Annotated in this window: 22 protein-coding genes; 7 read left to right on the top strand and 15 right to left on the bottom strand. The window is 55.3% G+C overall.

The window, feature by feature from the left end; translation table 11 throughout:
• Positions 1 to 310: 310 nt before the first annotated feature.
• The 4 genes from JE47_RS0100895 to JE47_RS0100880 all read left to right on the top strand — a co-directional run bounded on the left by JE47_RS0100895 (position 311) and on the right by JE47_RS0100880 (position 5178).
• Positions 311 to 1390, top strand: a complete 1080-nt coding sequence (locus tag JE47_RS0100895) for a rod shape-determining protein (RefSeq protein ID WP_031457957.1) — start codon at positions 311 to 313, stop codon at positions 1388 to 1390.
• Between the two features lie 3 nt (positions 1391 to 1393).
• A complete protein-coding gene (mreC, locus tag JE47_RS0100890; RefSeq protein ID WP_031457956.1) occupies positions 1394 to 2302 on the top strand; it encodes a rod shape-determining protein MreC in 909 nt (302 codons plus the stop codon).
• Positions 2275 to 2811 (top strand): rod shape-determining protein MreD, encoded by a 537-nt coding sequence (locus JE47_RS0100885; protein WP_031457955.1) that lies wholly within the window; start codon positions 2275 to 2277, stop codon positions 2809 to 2811. Before mreC ends, JE47_RS0100885 begins: the two co-directional genes overlap by 28 nt.
• A gap of 69 nt (positions 2812 to 2880) precedes the next feature.
• Positions 2881 to 5178, top strand: coding sequence for a penicillin-binding transpeptidase domain-containing protein (locus tag JE47_RS0100880; RefSeq protein WP_031457954.1), 2298 nt, complete (start codon positions 2881 to 2883; stop codon positions 5176 to 5178).
• 146 nt (positions 5179 to 5324) lie between these two features.
• Here the strand turns inward: JE47_RS0100880 and JE47_RS0100875 are convergent, their stop codons facing one another.
• The 11 genes from JE47_RS0100875 to JE47_RS0100820 all read right to left on the bottom strand — a co-directional run bounded on the left by JE47_RS0100875 (position 5325) and on the right by JE47_RS0100820 (position 17615).
• Positions 5325 to 5843: a hypothetical protein gene (locus JE47_RS0100875; RefSeq protein WP_236631092.1), complete on the bottom strand. Its 519-nt coding sequence runs from the start codon at positions 5841 to 5843 to the stop codon at positions 5325 to 5327.
• A gap of 285 nt (positions 5844 to 6128) precedes the next feature.
• Positions 6129 to 7181 carry a sensor histidine kinase gene (locus tag JE47_RS0100870; protein ID WP_031457952.1) on the bottom strand — a complete coding sequence of 351 codons (1053 nt, stop codon included), beginning with the start codon at positions 7179 to 7181 and terminating at the stop codon, positions 6129 to 6131.
• Positions 7182 to 7343: 162 nt separating this feature from the next.
• Positions 7344 to 8048: a response regulator transcription factor gene (locus JE47_RS0100865; RefSeq protein ID WP_031457951.1), complete on the bottom strand. Its 705-nt coding sequence runs from the start codon at positions 8046 to 8048 to the stop codon at positions 7344 to 7346.
• Positions 8049 to 8143: 95 nt separating this feature from the next.
• On the bottom strand, positions 8144 to 8788 hold the full coding sequence (locus tag JE47_RS0100860) for a CpsD/CapB family tyrosine-protein kinase (protein WP_031457950.1): 645 nt from the start codon (positions 8786 to 8788) through the stop codon (positions 8144 to 8146).
• Between the two features lie 46 nt (positions 8789 to 8834).
• Entirely contained in the window at positions 8835 to 9488 is a 654-nt protein-coding gene (locus tag JE47_RS0100855; RefSeq protein ID WP_031457949.1) for a YveK family protein, read from the bottom strand.
• On the bottom strand, positions 9467 to 10099 hold the full coding sequence (locus JE47_RS0100850) for a hypothetical protein (protein ID WP_031457948.1): 633 nt from the start codon (positions 10097 to 10099) through the stop codon (positions 9467 to 9469). The genes JE47_RS0100855 and JE47_RS0100850 overlap by 22 nt, the downstream gene beginning before the upstream one ends.
• Positions 10100 to 10192: 93 nt before the next feature.
• A complete protein-coding gene (locus tag JE47_RS0100845; protein ID WP_031457947.1) occupies positions 10193 to 11338 on the bottom strand; it encodes a glycosyltransferase in 1146 nt (381 codons plus the stop codon).
• Positions 11339 to 11413: 75 nt separating this feature from the next.
• A complete protein-coding gene (locus JE47_RS0100840; RefSeq protein WP_031457946.1) occupies positions 11414 to 12778 on the bottom strand; it encodes an MFS transporter in 1365 nt (454 codons plus the stop codon).
• A 45-nt stretch (positions 12779 to 12823) separates the two neighbouring features.
• Positions 12824 to 14074 carry a M24 family metallopeptidase gene (locus JE47_RS0100835; RefSeq protein ID WP_031457945.1) on the bottom strand — a complete coding sequence of 417 codons (1251 nt, stop codon included), beginning with the start codon at positions 14072 to 14074 and terminating at the stop codon, positions 12824 to 12826.
• A 42-nt stretch (positions 14075 to 14116) separates the two neighbouring features.
• Positions 14117 to 16585 carry a PAS domain-containing hybrid sensor histidine kinase/response regulator gene (locus JE47_RS0100830; protein ID WP_031457944.1) on the bottom strand — a complete coding sequence of 823 codons (2469 nt, stop codon included), beginning with the start codon at positions 16583 to 16585 and terminating at the stop codon, positions 14117 to 14119.
• Between the two features lie 253 nt (positions 16586 to 16838).
• A complete protein-coding gene (locus JE47_RS0100820) occupies positions 16839 to 17615 on the bottom strand; it encodes an enoyl-CoA hydratase-related protein (protein WP_031457943.1) in 777 nt (258 codons plus the stop codon).
• A gap of 204 nt (positions 17616 to 17819) precedes the next feature.
• Between JE47_RS0100820 and JE47_RS0100815 the strand changes: the two genes are divergently transcribed.
• On the top strand, positions 17820 to 18524 hold the full coding sequence (locus JE47_RS0100815; protein ID WP_031457942.1) for a metal-dependent transcriptional regulator: 705 nt from the start codon (positions 17820 to 17822) through the stop codon (positions 18522 to 18524).
• Positions 18525 to 18736: 212 nt separating this feature from the next.
• Here JE47_RS0100815 and JE47_RS0100810 read toward each other — a convergent pair whose 3' ends face one another.
• On the bottom strand, positions 18737 to 19504 hold the full coding sequence (locus JE47_RS0100810) for an IclR family transcriptional regulator (RefSeq protein WP_031457941.1): 768 nt from the start codon (positions 19502 to 19504) through the stop codon (positions 18737 to 18739).
• A gap of 99 nt (positions 19505 to 19603) precedes the next feature.
• On the opposite strand from JE47_RS0100810, the gene JE47_RS0100805 reads away from it, so the two are divergent.
• Together JE47_RS0100805 and JE47_RS0100800 are read left to right on the top strand one after the other, a co-directional pair.
• Complete coding sequence (locus JE47_RS0100805) at positions 19604 to 20143, top strand: acyltransferase (protein WP_031457940.1); 540 nt, start codon at positions 19604 to 19606, stop codon at positions 20141 to 20143.
• A gap of 94 nt (positions 20144 to 20237) precedes the next feature.
• Positions 20238 to 20876 (top strand): DUF1405 domain-containing protein, encoded by a 639-nt coding sequence (locus JE47_RS0100800; protein WP_031457939.1) that lies wholly within the window; start codon positions 20238 to 20240, stop codon positions 20874 to 20876.
• A gap of 94 nt (positions 20877 to 20970) precedes the next feature.
• Here JE47_RS0100800 and JE47_RS0100795 read toward each other — a convergent pair whose 3' ends face one another.
• From JE47_RS0100795 to menB, 3 genes are read right to left on the bottom strand one after another with little or no spacing between them, the layout of a single operon-like run.
• A complete protein-coding gene (locus JE47_RS0100795) occupies positions 20971 to 22455 on the bottom strand; it encodes an o-succinylbenzoate--CoA ligase (RefSeq protein WP_031457938.1) in 1485 nt (494 codons plus the stop codon).
• Positions 22455 to 23363: a 1,4-dihydroxy-2-naphthoate polyprenyltransferase gene (locus tag JE47_RS0100790; RefSeq protein WP_031457937.1), complete on the bottom strand. Its 909-nt coding sequence runs from the start codon at positions 23361 to 23363 to the stop codon at positions 22455 to 22457. The genes JE47_RS0100795 and JE47_RS0100790 overlap by 1 nt, the downstream gene beginning before the upstream one ends.
• A gap of 21 nt (positions 23364 to 23384) precedes the next feature.
• Positions 23385 to 24212, bottom strand: coding sequence for a 1,4-dihydroxy-2-naphthoyl-CoA synthase (gene menB, locus JE47_RS0100785; protein ID WP_031457936.1), 828 nt, complete (start codon positions 24210 to 24212; stop codon positions 23385 to 23387).
• Between the last annotated feature and the right edge of the window lie 20 nt (positions 24213 to 24232).

Raw genomic sequence — 24232 nt, 5'->3', positions numbered from 1 at the left:
CAAGCCGTTGACCGTACCTGCGGGCCGGAGGCCCGCGCACCCAGGTGATGCTGTGGGTTGGGAGACATTGTCAGCGATGTTCTTCGGTGTCGCTCCGTCGTTACACCGTTCAGTTCAGTTATCGAATGTACCTAATGCTGACGACGCTGAAACGTTCTGGCATCCAACACGTCGCGAGAGCATTGCTCAGCGGTATGCTATAATATAGCGATCCAATCCGGCGGCTTATCGGATTGGATCGAATAAAGAAGCGTTTTCGGCCTGAAGCGTATCAGGCCTCCTCTAGATAACAGTGACATGGAGTGTTGCCGTGGGTTTCAACCCCTTTAATACAATTTTTGGCGCCTTTAGTCGTGATCTGGGTATTGATCTCGGTACGGCTAATACCCTGGTTCACGTGCGTGGTAAAGGGATCGTCATCAGTGAACCATCGGTCGTCGCGATTGATACACGCACAAAAAAGGTGCATGCAGTTGGGGCAGAAGCCAAGGCGATGGTGGGCAAGACACCGGCCAACATTGTTGCAGTGCGACCACTGAAAGATGGGGTTATCGCCGATTTTGATGTGGTCGAGCAAATGCTGGCCTATTTTATTAAAAAGGCGCATGCCTATGCTGCACTGCCGCTGGTCGATCCGCGACCGCGGGTTGTGGTCGGTGTACCTTCGGGGGTCACAGAGGTAGAAAAGCGCGCAGCACGTGAAGCTGCTTTGAACGCGAAAGCGCGTGAGGCCTACGTGGTCGAGGAGCCAATGGCGGCGGCTATCGGCGCCGGTCTGCCGGTGGAGGAGCCGATTGGTTCGATGATCGTTGACATCGGTGGTGGTACGACAGAGATTGCCGTCATTGCCCTGGGTGGAATTGTCATAAATCATTCGATCCGAATCGCCGGTGATGAAATTGACGAAGCGATTATTCAGTTTGCGCGTCGGGAATACAACTTGCTGATCGGTGAGCGGATGGCCGAGAAAGCGAAGATTGCCGCCGGTTCGGCTTACCCCCTCGATGAAGAGATCAAAGTTGTTTTGCGGGGCCGTGATCTCCTCACCGGTTTGCCGAAGGCAATAGAGGTCAGCTCGGTTGAGCTACGCGAGGGTATTGCTGGGCCGGTGAATGCGATTGTTGCTGAAGTGCGGGCGGCGCTTGAAGAGACACCACCCGAGCTAGTTGCGGACATTATGGAACACGGCATTATGCTGGCCGGTGGTGGTTCGTTGCTGCACGGCCTTGACAAGCGGATCGCCGCTGAGACTCGTATGCCGGTGCATATCGCCCAAGACCCGCTGTCGTGTGTGGCGCGTGGCGCCGGTAAAATGGTTGAACACTTTGATAACGGTGTCTACCAGGATATTTTGATGCGTGCCCAGTCTTCTCGTCGGGTGCGGAGATAGCTCATGCGCGATTTTCTCGATGAACGACCGTTACAATTACGTCGTGAGCCGGCCAGTGATCGAGGATACTGGCGCGTGATTGCACTGGCAGGGGTGTTATTGCTCGTTGGTGTGCTGATGTTGGTACTTGATCGACAAGGCATTATTACGCCAGCGCACCTCCGCCTTCGCGAGGTCGTGCAACCACTGGCTTCTTGGTTGACGGAACGACGAGCCAATCTGGTGTCGTGGTGGTCAACTCCGCGTGATGTGACGACAATGCAGGCCAGAATCGCCGAACTGGAAGCCGAGAACGCTCGTCTGGCTACTGAAGTGCTTCGGCTTGAACAGGCCAGAGTTGAGAATAGCTTCTTACGCCAGCAGCTTGCGATTACTCGTTCGTATCCGTGGAACATTCTCGGCGCTGAGGTGATGGTGCTCGCACCTGATGCAGCCCGTCGCGTATTGACCATTGCCCGCGGGGCCGAGGATGGAGTGCGCGTGGGGATGGCAGTAATAGGGCAGCAGCCAGGTGGGCCACCAGCGTTGATTGGCGTAATCGAGGCAGTGGGACCGCGCACTGCTGATGTGCTAATGATCACCGATATTAGCAGTCAGCTCAGTGTGCGTTTGTTACAAGCTGATTCGGCACCACTTGGTTTGATGCAGGGGCAGTGGCAGCTTGGTTCACGTTTGCGTGTCGAGCTGATTGATCGCAGCCTGGCGATGCACGAGGGTGACCATGTTGTAACGGCTGGAATTAGCGGAGCGCTCAATCTACCTCTTGATCTGGCTGCTATGCCGCAAGCGGTACCGATTGGCGTGATCGAAGCGGTACGACAGGAAGGGCAACGCCAGATCGGTGAGATCCGGCCGTTCGTTGATCCGGATCAGGTACATTACGTGTGGGTAATAATCAGCCAAGACGGATAGAAGAACGACTGGCACGAGAATCGGGGCTGATTCTCATTTTGTTGCTCCTTGCGCTGATCCAGGTGACGTTATTAACGGCTCCTACCGGCTTTTGCATTCCGCTCCTGCTGGTTCTGGCAATTGGGCGATCACTGGTCGGGGCAGGAACAGCGGAACCGGTTCGAGGGTTAATGCGTGGTTTGTGGTGGGCCTTTTACGGTGGAATCGCGTTGGATTTGCTGGGATCGATGCCGTTCGGCAGTCATACGATTGCTCATCTAGTAGCTGTGTTCGTTGTTGGCCTGGTTGCTCGCCGATTTGTCGTTGAACGCCCGCTGGTGTCGTTGCTGTCAGTCGCATGTGGTACCCTGATTTACGAGGCTGTGCTCTGGCTTTTGGTGTTGCCGCCAGATAGTGACTGGCAGGTGTATGTGCGGGTGGTGATGTTGCCCTCGCTCCTGCTGGCCCTGATACCAACATTACCGACCGTCGCTCTCCTCCACCGCTTGTTGCGAATGGTGAAAGATTGAGGTAATCATTCTTCTGCTCAGTGTTGCTATTGGAATACCGACCGGGTACAGGAAGGCTAAAGAACAGCCATGAATCGACTCATCGCATTGCGAGCAATTCTGTTGCTGGTGGTGGTTGTGTTGGTGGCACGGCTGGCACAATTACAACTGATTACAACGGACGCGCAGCGGTTTGGTCCCAACATTGACGTCACGACAAGGCGGTATTTGACGAACCAGCCGCGCCGGGGTGAAATCCTGGATGCTCGTGGTCGTATCCTGGCCGAAAGTGTTCCGATCTATAACCTGGCCGCTGTGCCCGGGCAGCTTCCCTCAGCTACGACTGCACCCGAACAGCGCGCGTTAACCCTGGCTCGCCTGGCGCAGATTGCCGATCTGCCAGCGACACTTATTATCGATCCGGCCAGTGCTGTTGAAACGATGCCTGATCTACGGGCCGATGTGATGGCGTTGACCGGCGCGCCTTTGCCTGCCACAACTGATAGCGTGACGATCACGATTGCCCCAGCAGATAGCATTGGTGCGCTCACGCTGAGCCGAAAGTATCGGGAGGTGGTAACACTGGTCAATCCGATTGAACAGCTTCTAGCGCAGGCAAATGTACGGAGTTACCAACCGGTCATTATCAAAGAAGATATTGCGCCAGAACTTGTTTTGGCGTTGCGCGAGAATACTAATTATCTCCCCGGTGCGCGAGTGGTAGAGGGGTTTCGTCGCCGTTATCCGCTGAGTAGCGAGATACCTTCACTTTCCCACCTGTTGGGGTATGTCGGACGGATCAATGCCTGCGAGCTGACGGCGGTGAACCCGGCCAGTTCATGGTTACGAGCGTTAACTGATGTCACGGCGAATGCGCCCGTGTGTGGCTTGATGACGAAGGAGATTGAACCAACCAGCATCGGCTTGCCACCGTATTTGCCGAGTGATCTAATCGGTAAAGACGGTCTAGAGGCAGCTTACGAGAAGGTGCTGCGTGGTCAGATGGGGATCGACTCGCTGCTGGTTGATGCGCTGCAACGTCCGGTGAGTGGTGTAACCACGCTGCGACCGGTTGCGAATGGTCACAATCTGATCCTGACCATTGACGCACAATTCCAGGCCGAGGTTGAGCGCATCCTACAGCGCTGGATTCGTGTCGGTGAAGAGCGACGATTAGCTGCGAAAGAAGCGCACAAGCGGGCCTATGCGCCGATTGTGGCCGGGGTTGCCGTGGCGCTTGACCCGCGTGATGGCCGTATCCTGGCGATGGTGAGCATCCCCGACTACGACAATAATATCTGGGTTGATCCAAAGCGGATCGCTGAATTACAGGCATTGCTCGCGCCACCGAGCGTCGAAGCGCAACGCGAGTTGCAGCGGCTGGCGCCTTTTACCAATCGTGCGATCTCTGGACAGTATCCACCAGGTTCGACAATCAAACAATTTGTTGGTGCAGTGGCGTTACAACAGGGCGTGATCACGGCTGATACAAAACTGCGTGACCCTGGTTTGTTGCGTCTGATCGAACGCAGCGGTGCAGAATTCATTTTGCCCAACTCGGTACGCAACCGTGACAATGGCCTGATCGATGTTCGCGATGCGCTGCGATTGTCGTCAAACGTCTTCTTTGCCAGTGTTGCCGGTGGCAACGACCAGGCGGTCAATCTTGATCAACGTGCGCTCCGTATTCCTGGGTTGGGGATCGATCAGCTCGTGGAGGGGTTATCGTGGTTCAATTTTGGTCGTGCGACAGGGGTTGATCTGGTTGGGGAAGCCAGCGGTCGGGTACCAACGCGCGCATGGAAGGCTCAAGTTTTGCGTGAAGCCTGGACTACCGGCGATACCTACAATACGGCCATTGGTCAGGGCTATCTGGAAGTGACTCCGCTACAACTAGCAGTTGCTGCCGGAGCAATTGCAACCGATGGCACCCTGTATCGTCCACACGTGGTTGATCGGATCGTCGATGAGAACGGTCAGGTCGTTCAGCAGATACCCGCCGAGCCAATTGGGCGCATTCCGGTTGAACAACGTCATCTGGCAACAATCCGCGAAGGGTTGTTTGCCTCGATTACCAATGGCTTGGGTGTCGCAGCCCGTGAAGTCTGTTCGGGGTTGCGGATTGCCGGTAAAACCGGTACTGCAGAGTTTGGCCCGATCTTGACAACTGCTGATGGTCGGCTGGTGCGGCAAAGCCATGCCTGGTTTGTCGGGTTTGCTCCATACGAGCGCCCGGAGATTGTGGTTGCAGTGCTGGTCGAGGGAGTGGGTGATCTCAACGATGGTTCGTCAACCATTGCTGTCCCGGCCGTGACTCAGATCATGCAAGCGTATTTTGGGGTTACTCCACCGACCAATCCGCCGTCAATTTGCCCGGTACTGCCGTAGATTGGCTAATGTTCCATATATCGCTGACTAGAGGAGAGGGCGCTGGTGCAGATTCCCGCGAACTTGTGCTGAGATGGAGATGACGTGAAGCCCTGTCGCTCAATTAGATGAGCATGAAACGGTGTCAGGATTGTGAAGCAACCTGATTATCTAGTACCGAACTCCAGATCGGTCAGTACAACCAGTGCATCGAAATCATCAAGGAGATCAGGAGCATAGGTAGCCACGACCGTGCGTGCAGTAGATCGTTCTGTCTGATTCGCTTGACGTAGCAAACGGGTAATATCAGCGATATCTTGGGCTCGACCTGCCTGTAATTTCATCAAGATCAGAAATTGTCGCGGTAATACCGGAAAGCCGGCGAGATCATACTCCAGATGTGATAGAGCTTCGTTGAGCCAGGGTTCTTTCAATGCCAGGACATCGATGCTATAACCCGTATCATCTGGCGCATGTGCGGTAAATCCGCCAATGAGCAACGGATGACCAATCCGGTAGCCAGCGGCGGTGAAGGCAAGCCGTGCAGCCTGTTCTTCGTGAGCCTGGATAACAATATCGATGTCTTGGGTCAAACGCTCTGGAGCATAGGCGCGCAGTGCCATTGCGCCAACCAGCGCCCAGTGGATATTTTCCAGTATTCGCCACAAGTCTGGCAATTGTTGCACGGTGGTTCTCCGGTTTAAGAATTCGTCCGCTGAGCCGGTACCTCTGGCCGCACGACGTAGTGCTATACGAATGTATGGATTTTTTGGTTGTAGCGTCTGCACGACGTACCCCACTCTTTTGGAAATGGTACTCTTGCGATGAAGCAGGCAGGTGCTATTCACATCTGGTTATCAAGAACTACCAATATCTTAGCACATACCTGCTACTGGGTGCGCGGGTCTCTGGCCCGCGTTGGGTGGTCATTTTAGAAAGGACACTGCAACGAGCGGGTTTGGCACCCGCCTCTACCCGGCGCGTGGTAAAGAGAGCGTAAAGGTACTGCCTTTGCCAGGGCCAGCGCTGGCAGCGCGGATGTCACCGCCCATTGCCCAGGCCAGATGGCGAGCGATGGTCAGCCCGATACCACTTCCACCGCTGGTACGAGCGCGCGAGGGGTCGGCCCGGTAGAAACGTTCAAAGATGAAAGGGAGATGTTCGGCGGCGATACCAATACCAGTGTCTTCGACGATGACCTGCACTTCGTCGTTGGTATGGACTGAACGAATAGTAATGCAACCGCCTTCAGGAGTATAGCGTACTGCATTACCGAGAAGATTGAGCAAAATCTGGGCTACACGGTCGGGGTCGGCGTGAACCAGCAGTGGGTGTTCGTGAGACGCAAATTGCATCTGTAAACAGCCATCGAGCACCTGAGGCTGGATTTGCGCGACGACACGGTGGATGACGTCGTTGATATCGAAGGTCGTGAAGTGGAGTGAGATCTGACCGGCTTCGACCCGCGAGAGGGTCTGAAGATCATCGACGAGACGCCGTAGGCGGCGCACTTCTTGCTTCATATCGAGAAAGGTGTCAGCGGTGTTGGGCAGTACGCCATCGATCAAACCCTCCAGGTAGCCTTCAATTCCGGCGAGTGGTGTGCGCAGTTCGTGGGCTATATTGCCGATCATGGTGATGCGGCGCTGCTCGATCTGTTCCAGCGCCTCGGCCATCTGGTTGAAGCTCTCAGCAACGGCGCGTAACTCATCACTTGCCGGTACCTCAACGCGCTCGTCGTAGCGTCCGGCGGCAATGCGTTGACTACTGCCAGCGATATTGCGAAGTGAGCGTAAGATGATCTGAACCAGCAGGAGACTGGTGGTTAGACCGGCAATGGTGGCTGCCAGCGCAGCTACAGCCAGTGCCTGAATGACGGTGGTGCGTACAGGTGTTACCTGTGCAGTTGGGATGGTTTGTTCGATCAGGAGGTTGGCAGTGAAGCTGAGTGTCACGACGCCAACGATGACCACCAGCATTTGCGCACCGATGATTTGCCAGCGAAGTTGTCGCCAAAAGCGCATAGTTCACCGTGTGTTACTGTCTGTTCGCAGCACGTGGCTGAAACATACTCCTGCTAAGGAAACACGGACCGAAAGCTCGTCTGGTCATGACCAGTCCGGCACTCGCTTCTATCGTGTGATGCGTAAGAGTGGAGCGGACAGTTATGCGCCGGAGCAGTTGCATTAAAGTGGTGGATCGACAAATCGGTAGCCGACACCACGAACAGTACGAATGACATTTGCGCCGGTCATTGTTTCAATCTTGCGTCGCAGTTGACTAATGTATACGTCAACTACGCGATCGGTGCCGTAGAAATCGGCGCCCCACACCTTATCGATCAAGTCCTCGCGGCTGAGCACGCGATTGTGGTTACGAGCCAGGACCAGCAACAGATCGAATTCCGTAGGAGTCAGGTCGAGGAGCTGACCGGCGGCGCGTGCTTCACGTGCATCGGGATCGATGTCGAGGTGGGCAAAACGCATCAGTGAACTTTTGGTCGTTTTACCCCGTTGCCGACGTAAAATGGCTTCTACCCGTGCAACCAGTTCGCGCGGGCTGAACGGTTTGGTAAGGTAATCATCGGCACCAACGCGCAGTCCCGCCACTCGATCCATCTCTTCACTGCGGGCCGTCAACATCAGGATAAACACGTCTGAGTGTGCGCGCAGCCGGGCCGTGATCTCCATACCGTCCATACCGGGCAGCATGAGGTCAAGGACAATCAGATCGGGTTGATGATCGAGTGCCATCTGTAAGCCTTCCGGGCCGGTAGTGGCACACAAGACGCGATAACCGGCGTGTTCGAGATAGGCTTTCGCGACATTCCGAATACTGGCTTCGTCATCGATTACCAGGATCGTCGGTTGATTTGTGAGTGCGTCTTGCATAAGGACGATAGCGTTTAATCTCTCTTGCCCCGCTGAAGCGGGGAAACTGCTTTAGCGCGAAGCACTTTCTCCTTTTTCCCAATCTGCGCGATCAATCAGATACGGGCGCCGCTGAGGACAACGCCGAGCAGATTCGCTTTGACCTTTTCGAGTTTTTGGCGTGCCTCGCGGACCCGATCACGGCGTGAGCGACCGGCCTGAATAACGAGCAATACCCCGTCGACACGAGTTGCCAACACAAGCGCATCGGTAAAGGGTTGAACGGGTGGCGTGTCGAAGATCACAATATCGGCGATCTGGCGCAGACGGTTGAGTAATCCTTCCATGCGACGAGAACCAAGCAGGTCGGCGGGGCGGGGAGGGAGCGGTCCACTCGGGAGCAGGCTTAGCCCTGGCACCTCGGTTGGTTGAATCGCCAGTGGCGCCTCTTGATCGAGAATTGCGCTGGTAAGACCTTGTTCGTTTGAGAGGCCGAAGATGGTATGGAGCGTCGGCTGGCGCAGATCACAATCGACCAGGAGAACACGCTGTTCGGCCTGGGCCATGGTGACCGCAAGGTTTGCTGCGGTCAGGCTCTTGTCGGGTGTTTGTTCAGCGGAAGTCAGTAAAAGGGTGTGAATAGGTTTATCAAGGCTTGAAAACAGGATATTGGTGCGCAGAGTACGATACGCTTCCGCAGCGGCAGAAGCCGGTTCGCGTAAGGTGATTAGTACCTGCTCAGGCGACGAAGTCACTATCATTTACTCCCAACCTTTTATATCAACTGACAGGACGAGCGGTAACTAACTATCGCTCGGTCAGCGGAATGGCACCTAACGTTGGCAAACCGACAAAGCGTTCAACATCTTCAGACGTTTTCAAGGTATCGTCAAGATATTCGAGCACAAAAGCCAGGACAAGACCGACGATCAGGCCCAGAATCGCACCGGCCAGCATATTGATGCGCGTATTGGGACGAATTTCAACCAGGCGGGCCGGCTGAATCCGGGTCACGTTGATCCGGGCCGTACCTTCGAGAGTGGCGTTAATCCGGTTCACTTCGGCGACTATGCGTTCACCCACTGCATCGGCTAGCGCCTGCGACTGGTCGAGTCGCGGCAAATCGACCTCGATCACAATCTTTTGCTCATCAGGGCGCGGCTGAATGTTAACGTCTTCCATCAATCGCTCGCCGCTTATATCAAGGCCGATCTGTTGGCTGATCTGATCGAGCACGCTCGGTTGCATCACCAGCTCGCGGTAGCTATTCATCGAGTTGCGTAACACGATATTGAGGCCGTTGTCGGCCTGGTTTGCCAGTACGAGGTAGACTGCCTGCGTGCGAAACGTTTGCGGCAGCAGTTTGCTGATCACGTATGCGCCAGCAACGGCTGCAATGGCGGTGAGGATAATAACCCACCAGCGTTTAACCAGGATCCTTACATAGTCGCGGATTTCCATAAACCCTCCTCGCCTGTTGGGCGTAATCTGGCGGCAAGGACTGCCAGTGCGAAGCCGACAATCAAACCAAGTGCCGCACGAAGTGTAGCGTCAAAGAGCAGAGCACGGAATGACGTAGTTGGATGGGCTGCGCCAACTCCATCGAGCACAACGACATGCAACTGGCCGTCGGTTCTCCCCCAGAATGATAAACCATGGGTTTGCAACACCGTGATAGCAGCTTCGACCAGGGCCTGGGCTGCTGCGGGTGATGAAGCCTCGCCAGAAAGATCGACAGCGCGGTGAAGTGGATTCATCCGTAAACCCTGTTGAATCTCAGGCAGAGAAAGGGTAATTCCGCGCTCGGCCAGAAGTGGTACAACCTGCGCCGCGAAGCTGGCACTGCTGATAACTTGCGGCATGTCGTCGATAATGAATTCGGTAATTTGCCAGCTTTCTATCGAGTCAGCGGTCACGGCTGATGAATAGGTGACTAACAACCTTGCCGAGGCCTGGTAGCGCAGGGGTCGTTGGCTATCAAGCCAGAGACTCAGACCACCGGCAATCAGGGCCGGCAAGAGAATGATAAGCCAGAAGCGACGGCTAATGCGAATAAACGTTGTCAATCCCATAATTCTTCCTGCCGTCATTACTCGCCAACATCTTACTACACTTTACCCGGTTAGATGATACCAAAAGTAGACATAATGTGTCACGATGTATTGCTACGCTGGCAAGAATTGTTGGCCGAGCAGACTCTGTTCAAACTCAAAGAGGCGACCTTCGCGGTGAGCAGTTAAAGCGTCATCGACGAAGGAGCGGAATGCCTTGAGGAAACGTGCGCGGCTAAAGCGTTCGGCGTGGCGACGGAGTGTAAGCGGATCGATCTGATCGGTACGCGAGAGGGCGACGGCAGCGGCCAGGGCGGCAGCAGTCGGCTGGTAGAAGAAGCGTCCGGTCACGCCATCGATCAGCGTTTCGAGTGCGCCACCGGCAGCGTAAGCGATGACCGGTCGGCCCACTGCCAGCACTTCGAGCGGGGTGATACCGAAATCTTCTTCGCCGGGAAAGATGAAGGCACGGCAGCGAGCAAACAGATCGAGGCGCGTAGCTTCATCAACCCAGCCCAAAAATTCGATATTGGGGCCGGCCAGACGTTCAAGACGGGCGCGGTCGCGACCATCACCGAAGATTTTTAAGGGGAGACGGAGATGGTTAAACGCCTCAATCGCCAGTTCCAATCGCTTGTACGGGATCAGACGGCCACCGGCCAGATAAAACTCTTCGGGTGGTTGCGGTTCGTAGGGTGGCAGATCGACCGGTGGCGGAATCACTACTGATGGTCGCCGGTAATAACGGGCGATCCGTCCGGCAACTTCGTGGGAGTTCGCGACAAAGAGATCGACTCGATTCGCACTGACGGTATCCCAGATCCGCAGGTAGTTGAGGATGAACGGTAAGAGCTTGGCTTGGATCCCGTTGATCTGCTCACGGGCTACGTAGTCGTCGGTGCGCCAGGCAAAACGCATCGGCGTATGACAATAACAGATGTGGAGTGCTCGGGGACGCGGAATGACACCCTTGGCAAAAGCGCTCGAACTACTGATAATGAGATCGTAGCCGCTCAGGTCGAATCGCTCGAAAGCGGTGGGGTAGAGCGCGACATAACGCCGAAACTGAGAACGCCATGCCGGCAGGTGTTGCATAAATGAGGTGCGAATATCCCAGTTCTGGTATGGAGCCGGCATTGAAGTGGGATCGAAGATCGACGTGTACACCGGTGCAGCCGGAAAAAGTTCGTGCAGCGCCTCGAGCACCCGCTCAGCACCGCCGTACTGATTAAGATAATCGTGAACGAGAGCGACCCGCATGGTCAGATACCTATCCTACCCGGCCAACTGCCGTTGCCGGATAGGATAGCACAACTTGATACCGACAATGATCGGTCAGGGAGTGGGTGGTAAACTAAACTGACGGCGGAGGGCGAGACTGATGATCGTCATCAACCCCATCGCACCGGTGCAGGCCAGATAGGCAGTGGCGAGGTCAAAAGCATCGGCGATGCTGGCCATAACGGCCACTGCAATTAACGTCCCGATACTAATGGAAATGTTAATCACACTTTGCGCTACACCCCGATCGCCAGCGGCTACCTCTTCAAGTACCAATGCACGCAGCGTACCACCGACGACGATTCCCAGGCCGCTACCCATAATCAATGTCGCCAGCACGAAGAGCCAAAAGGGTGCTGCTGGCAGGCCGAGAAGACCGGTTCCGATCGTTAGTTGACTATAACCACTCAGCATCGCCAGCCGACCACCGATTCGCGGGAGCAAACGACCGGCAATGATGGAGGTGATCGAGGCCAGAAAGACCAGAGGTAACAGGAAGAAACCAGCCTGACTGATCGGTACACCGAAATTGACCGCTACCGAAGTAATGAAAATGATGCTTCCCATGGCAATCCCAGAACCGGCGGCCAGGATATAGACAATCTGTAATTGGCGATTCGTGAAGAGTCGTGGTGGTAACAGCGGGTTTGCGGTACGTTGCTCACGCCACGCTAAGAGTGGTGTCAGCAGCGCCACCAGTAGAAAGAGCCATGGCCAGATGGTGATGCCGAGTAAGCGATCAAGCAGTTGATTGATACCTAACGTTGTACTAACCAGGATTAGCACCAGCAGCAGCAATCCTTGCCAGTCAAAGACCGTATCGGGAGCCGTTTGATGAGCGGTTGTGCGTGGTAACGCACGCCAGCCGAGGAAGATCACCATTGCCGCAACCGGCAAGTTCAGCAGGAAAATCCACTGCCAGTCGGCGACGGCCAGGATCAGCGAAGCCAGAACCGGCCCAACCAGGAACGCCATACCTGAAGTGGCCCCGATCAGACCCAATGCCTTAGCCCGTTCGGCAGATGGGAGGACATCGCCGATCACCGCACTGGCAGTAGGAGTAATACCGCCTGCGCAGATACCTTGAAGCGCTCTTCCGACCAGAACCATCAACAGGTCGTAGGAAAGGGCAATGACCAGCGAGCCGATGGCAAAGCCAAACACATTCAACAGATAGATACTCCGTCGTCCGTAGCGGTCACTCAGACTGGCCATCAACGTTGTGCTGCTCAGCGAGCAGAGGGTGAAGATGATATTCACCAGCACAACCTGGGTGTTATCAATCGCAAAGGCAGCCCGCAATGCCGGAATGATGGGGCCGATAATTGCCGAGTCGAGGGCCGACATAAACACACCGACAAACAGGACAGTCATAATTGCGCGACGGGTATCGGTTTCAGGCACAGCCACTGAAGCCATGAGACCTCCTCCATACAAATGTGCCGCCTATGCTACTCATCGAAATCACTTGATGATATGCAATTGGGTTTGCCGACCGTTCAGCCACTCGATGTTGCCACCAGTCAACACCGCATCTTCTTCTAGCGCAATACGGACTGGTTGATCATCCCATTCTGGTACCGTAGCAACGTTATTCAGTTCAATTGCATAAACCGTGTCATCGGCAAGGGGATAGTCACCGGCGCCGGGGACGCCTTTCTGCATATCCCATAACCCGATTGTAGGGCCGGCTGCATGACCGTGATAGCCAAGTGGATGTGAGTAAATGGACGGCTGTAGACCAACCTGAAGTGCCCGTGCACGGGCCAGGGCCAGCACCTGATTTCCAGTGCGTCCGACCTGCATTTCAGCCAGCAACAGGTCCTGCACCTGGTTGGCCCTGGCCAAGGCCGAGACGAGTCCATCCGGTGGGGATGTTTCACCACGGGCTAATACGTAGGCGTGCTGTTGTTGATCGGTACACAGACCAAGATGACAAAAGCCGACATCGCAATGAAGCAAATCTCCGGGCAAGATACGGTTGCGCGTGGGAGGTTCGGTAAACGGCATACCTCGCGCCTGAATGCTCACTGTCGGCTGGAACCATGCCCGTAAGCCAGCTTCGTGCATCGTCTGACGCAGCCACCAGACAACATCGTCGGTTGTGGTAACGCCGGGAGTGATGACAGTGCGGGAAAAAGCGGTAGCGATCAGGCGATGACCAAGCGCTACCAGTTTGGGGTAGACTGCCAGTTCAGCCGGAATGCGTCGTTCAAGCCAGCCAATGACCAGCGACTCGGCGTGCACACAACGTTCGGCGTAGGTAGGACCGAGCGCTATCAGTAAGCGTTCGTATTCAGCATGTGATAGACCATCGGCAAGCGCAAACGTTGGCGAGACGTTGATACCAATTCGTTGTGGATGATACTCACCGACAATGCGTGTCAGACAGTCATCTTGCGCTTCATGGTCGGGATTCCAGGCCTGGATATAGAGATCACCGTAGCCATACCGGTCGAGTGTCAGTCGGTCAACGGTACCGTCGGCCCTGCGGGCAAAGATCAGGATAGTCCGTCGTCGTGCATTCATTGTCGGGGCGGGGAGCAGGGTCATGATGACCGGGTCTTCGTTGTATTCGCGGGCGACCACGATCCAGAAGTCTATTCCGCTCTGGGCCATGATGGCGGGTAACAGTGTCGTGAGACGTTCGGCAAGCCATTCATTTTGTAATGCGGCCTGAGCGCGCAGCGAGGCTACAACTGGGCTGATTGTCATATGAATCAAAATCTGGATATGTCAGAAAATAACCTGTGAGTATTATAACGCATGTGATGACAAAGCGATATTGATTGCTTGCGAGAGGGTATTCATGGTAAATGGTTTGGCCAGGAACGAGACCTTGCCGGTGGCACGTAAATGGGCCGGCACTTCTTGCTGTGAAAATCCACTGGTGAGGATAATGCGGAGCGTTGGATACTGGGCCAGCAAGGTATCGGCCAATTCATCACCGGTCATGCCAGGCATCGTAAGATCAATCAGGGTCAGCGTAATCTGCTCGCCATACTGACGCATCATAAAAAGGGCTTCATCGCTACTACCGGCCTCATACACGGTGAAGCCGAGGCGGTGAAGCATCCGCTGTGCAACATGGCGCACGGCTGGTTCATCATCAACCACCAACACCGTACTATTGATACCAGCGTTCGTATGCGTTGCCTGAACCGGCGGCACCGATTGCGCTGAAGGCGATGGTTCCTCTGAGGGAGACGCTGAAGGTGCAAGTGGCCAGTAGATGGTGAACGTCGTGCCCTGACTGGGAGCAGTGACAAGCTGGAGGGCACCATGATGAGCACGCACAATGCCATTGACGGTTGCCAAACCAAGCCCTCGTCCGGTGAATTTTGTACTAAAAAATGGATCAAAAATTCGTGCTTTTGTCATCTCATCCATGCCGTGACCGGTATCCTGCACAACCAGAGCTGCGTACTGACCGGGTGGCCGATCAGCGCCGATCACCATGGTGCTTAGCTCATCGGCGCACAGTTCGCGTAGGCTAGTGGTTATCGTCACTACTCCCGAACCATCAATCGCTTCCGCAGCATTGATGACAAGGTTCATCAGCACCTGACGTACCTGAGCAATATTTGCCTCGATTGGTAAAGGTGTGTTTGCCGGAACGAACACAAGTTCGATGCGATGTGGGATCATACTCCGCAGGAGGTGTTCCGTCTCTTCAACCGTTTGTTTCAGGTCGATACGCTGCATCTCAGGCTGGTGGCGACCGGTGTACGTCAGGAGATGGTTGGTCAGTTCAGTTGCCCGCAGTGCGGCCTGTTCAATTTGCACCAGCAGGTTGTACATGGGATGGTCGGCAGTAGTTTCACTGAGGGCCAGCGAGACATTGCCCAGGACACTGACCAACAGGTTGTTGAAGTCGTGGGCGATGCCACCGGCCATAGCTCCCAAACTCTCAAGACGTTGGGCTTCCCGCAACTGTTGTTCAATCCGTTGTCGTTCTAATTCGAGCTGACGTCGTTCGGTAACATCAAGCGCAACACCGGCCACCCCGTAGATATTGCCGGCGTGGTCGAAGAGAGGGAACTTAATCGTGGTAAATGCCGTTAGGCTATCCCCTGTCCAGCGATCATCGTCACGCTGAATCGAACGCCGATGTTCAATGACTTCCCGATCAAAAGCCCGGTAATACTCGGCAAGTGCTGGCGGGAACAGGTCTTCGTCAACCTTTCCGATCATATCTTGTGGACGGTAGCCTGCAAAACGGGCCAGCCGTTCATTTACGATCAAGTAGCGTCCGGTCACATCTTTCACAAAGATCAGAGCCGGTATCTGATCGATGATGTCTTGTAACAGTCGGTGCCCGGCTTCGGCTTCTGCTTCGGCAGCACGTTGTGCCGAAAGATCTTCAATCAGGCGCGCCAGAAACGTAATCTGACCATTCGCGTCACGCATTGCGATGCAGGTCATCCGTCCATAAACAATATGACCATCTTTATGCAGGTAACGCTTCTCGATGGTGTAGCTATCACGAGTGCCGTTTAGCAGCTCTTGCCACAATACCTGGTCACGTTCACGATCATCGGGGTGGGTACGGTGCAATATCTGCTTGCCAATCAGCTCTTCGCGTTCAAAACCGAGGAAGATGCTAATTGCCCGATTACAATCGATAATCCGCCCGCTCTCGTTGACAATGACGATGCCAAAATGAATCTGATTGAACACCGCAGCAAAGCGCTGCTCGCGTTCGCGTAATGTAGCTGCCAGACGTTGCTCTTCTTCGCGCATGCGCACCCAATCGGTAACGTCGCGATTGAGTTCGCCGATCAGTACCAGGCGTTGCAGTGCATCGTAAATTGGGAAATAGGTCGTCTCTGACCAGAACTGTTGATCAATGACTCGCCCGGCAATGTTGGCTTCGGCAGTGTTGTAGAGCGTCGGTGGTATAGTTGTCACCCGACCACGACGTGCTGATTCAAAGGCGGCTACAAAGCCCTGTTTTTGGGCTACCGGATCGTTAAAGATGTTGTACCGCCCTACAATCTCATCAATCGGAGTTGCGACCAGTTGCGCATTCGCCTGATTCATTGCTACAGCCAGCCCATCTGGTGCAAAGAGAACCATCGGCAACGGTAATTGATGAAAAATGGCATCAAATGGGATGGGATGTGTGGCCAAACTTACGGTGACTTGTGCCCGCAAGATGGAGAGTTGCTGACGTAGGATGGCATTTTCGTGTTCGAGTGATCGCAACCGCTCGTGTATATCCATTTGAGAGCCTCCTTGAGCATTGCGTTGATCGTTTACACCGTAAGATGACCCTCAGTAGGAACAATGACCGTATTGTCAGCCTGATGCTGAGCGAGATCCCTCACCTTACCCCAGCCCCCGACCTCTCTTACCAGGGCAAGGACGAGGGCATGGAGCATGTCCGGTCCTTCACCGTGCGCTTCTCCCTTATGAAGGGAACCGGAAGGTAGCGGAAAAGCCTGTAGCCCTTGGAAAGTGTTTTTTGGACACGTTGCTAACGACCGCTGAACTGCGGCGGACGCTTTTCAATGAAGGCCTGCATCCCCTCTTTCTGGTCGGCACTGGCGAAGAGCAGGTAGAAGTTGCGTAACTCGATAGCCAATCCTTCACGGACAGTCGTCTCGGCAGCGGTACGCACCGCTTCTTTCGCCAACTGAACGGCCAGTGGTGATTTGGCAGCGATAGTCTGGGCAACACGGCGTGCTTCATCAAGGAGGCTTTCTGGTGGACAGACCCGATTCACCAGGCCATGCGCCATTGCTTCCTGGGCGCTGATGGTAGCCCCGGTCAATACCAGTTCCATCGCTCGGTATGGGCCAAGAGCACGTGTCAGGCGTTGGGTGCCGCCGGCACCGGGGATGATGCCTAGATTGATTTCCGGCTGACCAAATTGAGCCGTTTCACTGGCCAGGATGATGTCGCACATCATTGCCAGTTCGCATCCACCACCGAGGGCATAGCCGTTCACTGCGGCAATTACCGGTTTGCGGACTGCGGCAATGCGTGCCCAGCGGGCAATCATACCACTGGTGAGCATATCAATCGGGGTAGCGTTGGCCATTGCTTTGATGTCAGCTCCGGCAGCAAAGGCACGTCCGGCGCCGGTGATAATGATGACGCGAATGTTCTCATCAGCATCACAGGCTTCTAAATGGCGAATGAGATCGTCGATCAGAGCCGGACTAAGGGCATTGAGCGCTTGCGGACGGTTGAGCGTGAGGATCGCAATTGGGCCTTCAATTGAGCTGATAACGAGAGGTGCTTCGTTCACGCCGTTTCTCCTTCTGTCTCATTAAACCACATGCGGATGGTGTCGATAGATTATTCACAAACACGGCGGCTACACCAATGGCACGTTTGTGAAACAAAGGCTCTGACCACGATTGTACCATGCCTGTTGCAGGAAGTAACTGCTTTATGGTACATTGAGGCCATGAAACGCCGAGTTTCTCGCGCCGCCAGAAGGAGACGCGCCTTGACCCCAATTGAAGACCCTAACTTGCCTGGTCGCATTACACCGGCAATTGAAGATTATCTGAAGGCGATCTATCTGCTGCAACAGCAAGTAGGTGCTGTCACCACCACATTGCTCGGTGAGCAGCGCGGTTCGCGTCCGGCATCGGTGACCGGTATGATTAAAAAGCTGGCCGAAATGAACCTGGTGCAGCATACACCATATCAGGGTGTGGTCTTGACCCCTGCCGGTGAGCGAATTGCGTTAGAGGTGATTCGTCATCATCGCTTGCTCGAACTCTATCTGGTTGAAGCGCTCGGCTATAGTTGGGATGAGGTGCATGAAGAGGCTGAACGGCTTGAACATCATATCAGCGAGAAGCTTGAAGCGCGAATTGCCGAACGATTAGGCTTTCCCGATTTTGATCCGCACGGCGATCCGATCCCAGGGATCGATGGGGCGTTACCGACGACACGTGCGATCCGGCTGGCCGATTTACCGCTGCATCAGACGGCGCGTATTGTACGGGTACGTGACCAGGCAGCTGAACGGTTACGTTACCTGGCCGATTTAGGTCTGATTCCAGGGGCGCGGGTTGTGGTGACGGCCAGTGCGCCTTTTGATGGGCCGCTGACGGTACAGGTCGGTAATGCTGATCCAGTCCCGCTTGATCGCCGGTTGGCTCGTACTATCGAGGTAGAGGCCGAAGGTGATGGTGGTGGGTAAGGTCTTCTCGTTGTCTTGATTCCTGGACGATGTTTCATTTGGCATACGGCAATCTCTTGGCGTGACGCACGAGGATCGGTGCGATCCACTGAGTCGTCCCAACGGATACAGAGGCGAGACATTCAGGCGACACGCCGGGGCACGCAGATGACGATGGTTCTTGCGCCGACGTATCAGTATGCCGTCAGCGCAGATAGTTGGTGAAAAGACCCTTATGCTTTTGGCTGATGAAAACCGAGCTGGCGGCTACAGGCCAATGCTGCTTCGCGCACCCGTGGCCCCAGCTCTTCAGCACGGGTACGGTTGAGACGAGTTGACGGCCCGGACAGGCTGATCGCACCAACCACTTGTCCGCGGCGGTCGAAGATTGGTGCTGCTACGCAGCAAACACCCTCTTCGCGTTCTTCATCATCGAGGGCAAAACCACGTTCACGGGCAGTCATTAGCTCGGCTCGCAGATGATCCGGATTCGTGATCGTCTTCTTCGTCCAGCGCTCAAACCGACCCTGGGCCAGATACTGTTCAATTTCAGGGATGGGTAGCGCCGACAAAATCGCTTTTCCGCCGCCAGTGCAGTAGAGTGGCGCTCGCTGCCCAACTTCGGTAAACATACGTACCATGTGCGGGCTGGGTATCTGTTCTTGGTAAACGGCTGCATCGCCTTGTCGAATGATTAGGTTGCTCGTCTCACCCGTTTCGGCAGTAAGTTTCATCAGCTCGGCACGTGCGATCCGAACGAGATCGAAACGCTTACTGCGGGCAGCCTGGGCAGCAATTTCCAGGAGACGTGGCCCAGGGCCGTAGCGGCGTGTTGTTGGTTCTTGCGTAACATAGCCGCGTGCGGCTAAACTGGCGAGGAGCCGATGAACGGTCGCAATTGGCAGATCGAGCTGTTCACTTAGCTCAGAGACACTCAGATCGTCATCGGCCAGGGCTAACGCTTCTAACACATCGAAGGCGCGGTCAATTGACTGGATCATACGTTTTCCGTTATCCAAAATAGTTTTCCATGGTAGTGTAATAGAAAGTGTGGTTTTTTGCCAGTCATTGGCAAGTTAGGATGAGGCAGCCTGACGATGATGAACACTTCTTCTGATACCGAACTGGTCGATGGCCTTGGTTCAACTGCTACCCGCAAAGCACGTCTCCAAAGTGTTCCTCTCCCTGGGCCACACAATGCGCTCTGGTACTTTCCACAACTGGCCGGAGGCTATCTACGCATTGTACGGAATGCAGCGTTGATCCAACTGGCCCGCTATACACCGTCGCTTTCCCTGAAAAATGTAATCTACCGCTGGCTTGGGGTCAATGTGGCGCCGCACGCCAGTGTTGGGTTGATGGTGATGTTTGACATCTTCTTTCCAGAGGATATTACGCTGGGGGAAAATTGTGTGATTGGGTATAATACGACTATTCTGTGTCACGAAGTGACGCGCCGGGAATGGAAGCGCGGGCCGGTGGTGATCGGCTCTGATGTTACAGTTGGGGCGAACTGTACTATTTTGCCGGGTGTGGTGATTGGGGCCGGTGCGACAGTATCGGCAATGAGTCTGGTCAATCGGGATGTGCCACCAGGGGCGTTCGTTGGCGGGGTACCTATTCGTCGTCTGGATCGCTAATGTGTGATCCGCTGTTCCTCGCTTTCTCCATCGAGGATGGTGTGCAGATCCGCTGCGTTTCTCTGCGTAGTCGGTTATTGTCAGTGAGGTTGTTATGGGTCAGGTTCGTCGCTGGATCGACTGGATATATGTGTTTATTACCGGCAACGCTGTGATCTTTTGGGCCTGTATGGTGATAAATATGATTGGCGTTGTCTGGGGTGGGATCGTCTGGTACGGGCCAATGCTAGTCTCTTCACCTGCCTGGGCCTGGATTTTCATTCCTGATTGCCCGGCGGCTGCGCTTTACGCTACCGTCGCCTTCGTTCTGCTCCGTTATCAACGGCCGGTACCGTGGTTTACCGCATTCGCCGCATTCGCCTGCATAAAGTATGGCTTATGGACACTGGCCTTCTGGACGCGCCACTGGCTCGGTGCGGGTACGGTTGAGCCGCTGGAGGTGATGTTGTTCGTTTCGCATATCGGTCTGACATGCGAGGGGGTCTTGCTGGCAACCCGGCTTGGGTGGCTTGGTATGACAGCACGGGCACTCGTAGCTGCATTTTTCAGCCTGTCGATCCTGGTTGACTACGGGCTTGGCTTCCATCCACCGTTGACTCGGTTTGTGACACCGACATTCGCATTGTGGACGGCGGTGATTTTGACCAGCGTTTTGGGATTTTGGTTGACCCGGCCATCGGTCGTGGTGGCGCAGCGTGCCGAGGCGTTGGGGGTACAAGGGTCGCGTGAGTGAGGGGCGGGTGAATCTACCGCAGTGAGTGGCGATGGTTTCACCTATGCATGACCGAATGCAGCCAGAGGTCCGTACTTTTGGGAAACTGAAGTTTTCAGACCCATGCTGAAGGTGATTCGTTGCCTGATCGTTGTGCTCTCGCCTGTAACCACGCTCGTAATTCGTAACGGCGCAGTTTTCCTGCTGCGGTTCGCGGTAGTTCGTCTACAAAAACGATGGTACGCGGTACTTTATAACTGGCTAACTGAGTACGACAGTAGGCGATGAGATCATCGGTCGTGATCGGCTGTCGGCATACCACGGCTGCCACCGGACGTTGACCCCATTCTGGGTCGGGCAAACCAACCACACCGGCTTCGCTCACCGCCGGATGACTAAGGAGAACTGCTTCAATCTCGGCGGGGTAGACATTTTCACCGCCAGTAATGATCAGGTCGCTACGCCGGTCCACTACGTAGAGATACCCTTCGCTGTCGAGATAGCCTAGATCGCCGGTATGAAACCACTCATCAGGGCGGCGCAGCGGCGAGCCAAGATAGCCCGGCGAAATGGTTGGGCCGCGGAGACAGATTTCACCAATCTCGCCGGGTGCTGCTATTTGACCAGATGGTGTGATAATCCGCAATTCAACCGGTAAAAGCGGTTTCCCTGCCGAACCGAGCCGCTGCAGCGCCTCATGCGGTGCGAGGGTCGCGGCTTGAGAGGCGGCTTCGCTCATCCCGTAGGTCTGGGTGACCGGAATACCCCGTTCGGCGCACTGCTTGAGGAGGGTCTGTGGTATCGGGCCGCCACCGAGCAAGACGCAACGCAGATGAGGCGGGAAAGGCGCCTGGTCGATAGCGAGTAAACGTTGTAGCATCACCGCAACGAGTGAGACAATCGTGATCCGCTGTTCGCTCAGCTCACGACGCACCAATGCCGGATCGAAGCGCTCGTGGAGCACGACCGGCATCCCATATATGGCGCCGCGCAGCAGAATGCTCAGCCCGCCAACGTGAAAGAGCGGAAGAACTGCTAGCCAGCGATCATCGTCGTGCAGACCGAGGTTGATGAGCGAACCAATCGCGTTCCACCAGTGATTACCGGCGGTCAAGATAGCTCCTTTTGGTCGGCCGGTTGTACCTGAAGTGTAGATGATGGTATGGGGAGCATCGAGGTCAACTGGCGGCGCCGGCAATGGCTGAGTCGTGGTCGATGTTGTTAGTTCTTCCAGCGTAACGATCGGGCATGTGTATGCAGCATCACGGGCCAGCGGTAGCAGATCATGGTCAACGACCAGCAGTGCCGGGGTGCTATCGCGGATCTGAAACGCCAGTTCTGCTGCGGTCAACCGCGTATTGAGCGGAATCAGCGTAATTCGCGCCCGGGGCGCAGCGTGGACGATAGCCGCAAATGCGGCCTGGTTCCGCGCCAGTAAAGCAACTCGTGCACCGGGCGACACGATCTGTTGCAAGTGAGCGGCCACCGTACCGGTCCAACGGTTGAGTTCGGCAAAGGTAAAGATCGTACCGGCGCATATCAGCGCCGGCCGGTGGGGATGGCGCGCTGCTTGTTGAGCCAGCCAGTCTGGAATCTGCATCAGCCGAACAACAATCCAATCGCGAAGAGGACACCAAACAACAGATGCAAGCGACCGGCGCCGACCAGGGCCTTGTTAAGTGCCCGTCCACGTTCACGGTTAACTAAGTCGATCAGGTTCAGCGCCATCGGTGCTGTCAACCAGGCCAGCAGGGTGAAGGGCGAAGCGCCACCCCACATCCAGGCAAGTGGTAGTAAGACAAAGGCACCAATCACTAGGGCTGCAAACTCACTGCGGGCAAAGCGTTCACCAAAGATAACCGCCAGTGTCCGTTTGCCCGCCTTCCGGTCGGTAGGGGCATCGCGCAGATTGTTAACGACCAGGATCGGCGTTACCAGCATCGCAATCGGTAGAGCAGCCCACACTGCGACCCAGCGGAACTGACCGGTGTGGGCATAATCGGTACCGATCACGGCAACCAGCCCGAAGAAGATAAAGGTGAACAGATCACCCAACCCGTTATAGCCGAGCGGAAACGGGCCAGCGGTGTAGAGCAATCCGGCTGCAATTGAGAGTAAACCAATCACCAGGATTGGCCAGCCGGCTACCACGATCAAGTAGATACCGCACAACGCGGCCAGTGCAAAAGAGGCCAACGCCGCATTCAGGACAGTACGAGCGGGAAGCAACCCACTCTGAGTGACCCGTGTTGGCCCCAGGCGCTCACTTGTATCGGCTCCTTTTTTGGCGTCAAAATAGTCGTTCGCCAGATTAGTACCAATCTGAATGAATAGTGCACCGAACAGAGCAGCCAGCATCACCAGTGGCTGAAAGGCATCGGCGCTGTAAGCCAGGGCCGAGCCGACCAGCACCGGTACAACGGCGGCCGGTAGCGTTGCCGGACGGCTGGCCATCAACCAGATTTTGAACGGAGACGACGGCGGCGCCTCACTCGCTTTGGTTGTCATACCGTGATTGTCCTGTTACCACTACGGATAGCGGCGGAACCGACGGAAATTAGGTTTGCGCTTTTCAAGGAAAGCCTGCTTACCCTCTTGCGCTTCTTCAGTCAGGTAGTAAAGCAGAGTAGCATCACCGGCCAACTGCTGCAAACCGGCATGGCCGTCGGCAGCAGCATTAATACTCGCCTTGAGCAGACGAATCGCCAGCGGACTCTTTTCCAGAATCTCACGCGCCCACTGCACACCCTCGTCTTCTAGTCGTTCAAGCGGAACTACTGCGTTTACCAGTCCCATCTCAAGGGCCTGCTGCGCATTGTACTGCCGACACAGGTACCAGATTTCGCGCGCCTTCTTATCACCAACTATGCGTGCGAGCAGATTGGAGCCATAGCCACCATCGAAGCTCCCCACTTTCGGCCCGGTCTGACCAAAGATCGCGTTGTCGGCAGCAATGGTCAGATCGCAAACGACGTGTAGGACGTGCCCACCCCCGATGGCGTAGCCAGCGACCAGCGCGATCACCGGCTTGGGAATAATCCGAATCAGACGCTGAAGATCAAGGACGTTCAAGCGTGGGATTTGATCCTTACCAACGTAGCCACCGATCCCGCGCACGCTCTGATCGCCGCCAGAGCAGAAGGCTTTATCACCAGCGCCGGTAAACAAGATAACACCGATCCGCTCATCATCACGGGCACGCGAGAAGGCATCTATCAATTCGTTCACCGTTTCTGGGCGAAACGCATTCCGCTTTTCAGGGCGGTTGATCGTAATTTTAGCGATCCCTTCACCGGCCGCATCGTGTTCATAAATAATGTCGGTATAGTCACGAACTTTCACCCACTCGATTGGCATAGTTGTCCTCACTACAGTTT

Origin of the sequence: Chloroflexus sp. MS-G (assembly GCF_000735195.1) — a bacterium.
In the GTDB taxonomy this organism is placed as follows: Bacteria; Chloroflexota; Chloroflexia; order Chloroflexales; family Chloroflexaceae; genus Chloroflexus.
Note: the sequence above shows the minus strand (reverse complement) of the source record. Positions and strands in the feature narration are given on the sequence as shown.

Excerpts from the sequence above, each read along its gene's own strand:
- mreC (WP_031457956.1), top strand. The coding sequence starts at position 1,394 with ATGCGCGATTTTCTCGATGAACGACCGTTACAATTACGTCGTGAGCCG.
- JE47_RS0100880 (WP_031457954.1), top strand. The coding sequence starts at position 2,881 with ATGAATCGACTCATCGCATTGCGAGCAATTCTGTTGCTGGTGGTGGTT.
- JE47_RS0100870 (WP_031457952.1), bottom strand. The coding sequence starts at position 7,181 with ATGCGCTTTTGGCGACAACTTCGCTGGCAAATCATCGGTGCGCAAATG.
- JE47_RS0100865 (WP_031457951.1), bottom strand. The coding sequence starts at position 8,048 with ATGCAAGACGCACTCACAAATCAACCGACGATCCTGGTAATCGATGAC.
- JE47_RS0100860 (WP_031457950.1), bottom strand. The coding sequence starts at position 8,788 with ATGATAGTGACTTCGTCGCCTGAGCAGGTACTAATCACCTTACGCGAA.
- JE47_RS0100855 (WP_031457949.1), bottom strand. The coding sequence starts at position 9,488 with ATGGAAATCCGCGACTATGTAAGGATCCTGGTTAAACGCTGGTGGGTT.
- JE47_RS0100850 (WP_031457948.1), bottom strand. The coding sequence starts at position 10,099 with ATGGGATTGACAACGTTTATTCGCATTAGCCGTCGCTTCTGGCTTATC.
- JE47_RS0100845 (WP_031457947.1), bottom strand. The coding sequence starts at position 11,338 with ATGCGGGTCGCTCTCGTTCACGATTATCTTAATCAGTACGGCGGTGCT.
- JE47_RS0100840 (WP_031457946.1), bottom strand. The coding sequence starts at position 12,778 with ATGGCTTCAGTGGCTGTGCCTGAAACCGATACCCGTCGCGCAATTATG.
- JE47_RS0100835 (WP_031457945.1), bottom strand. The coding sequence starts at position 14,074 with ATGACAATCAGCCCAGTTGTAGCCTCGCTGCGCGCTCAGGCCGCATTA.
- JE47_RS0100830 (WP_031457944.1), bottom strand. The coding sequence starts at position 16,585 with ATGGATATACACGAGCGGTTGCGATCACTCGAACACGAAAATGCCATC.
- JE47_RS0100810 (WP_031457941.1), bottom strand. The coding sequence starts at position 19,504 with ATGATCCAGTCAATTGACCGCGCCTTCGATGTGTTAGAAGCGTTAGCC.
- JE47_RS0100805 (WP_031457940.1), top strand. The coding sequence starts at position 19,604 with ATGAACACTTCTTCTGATACCGAACTGGTCGATGGCCTTGGTTCAACT.
- JE47_RS0100800 (WP_031457939.1), top strand. The coding sequence starts at position 20,238 with ATGGGTCAGGTTCGTCGCTGGATCGACTGGATATATGTGTTTATTACC.
- JE47_RS0100795 (WP_031457938.1), bottom strand. The coding sequence starts at position 22,455 with ATGCAGATTCCAGACTGGCTGGCTCAACAAGCAGCGCGCCATCCCCAC.
- JE47_RS0100790 (WP_031457937.1), bottom strand. The coding sequence starts at position 23,363 with ATGACAACCAAAGCGAGTGAGGCGCCGCCGTCGTCTCCGTTCAAAATC.
- menB (WP_031457936.1), bottom strand. The coding sequence starts at position 24,212 with ATGCCAATCGAGTGGGTGAAAGTTCGTGACTATACCGACATTATTTAT.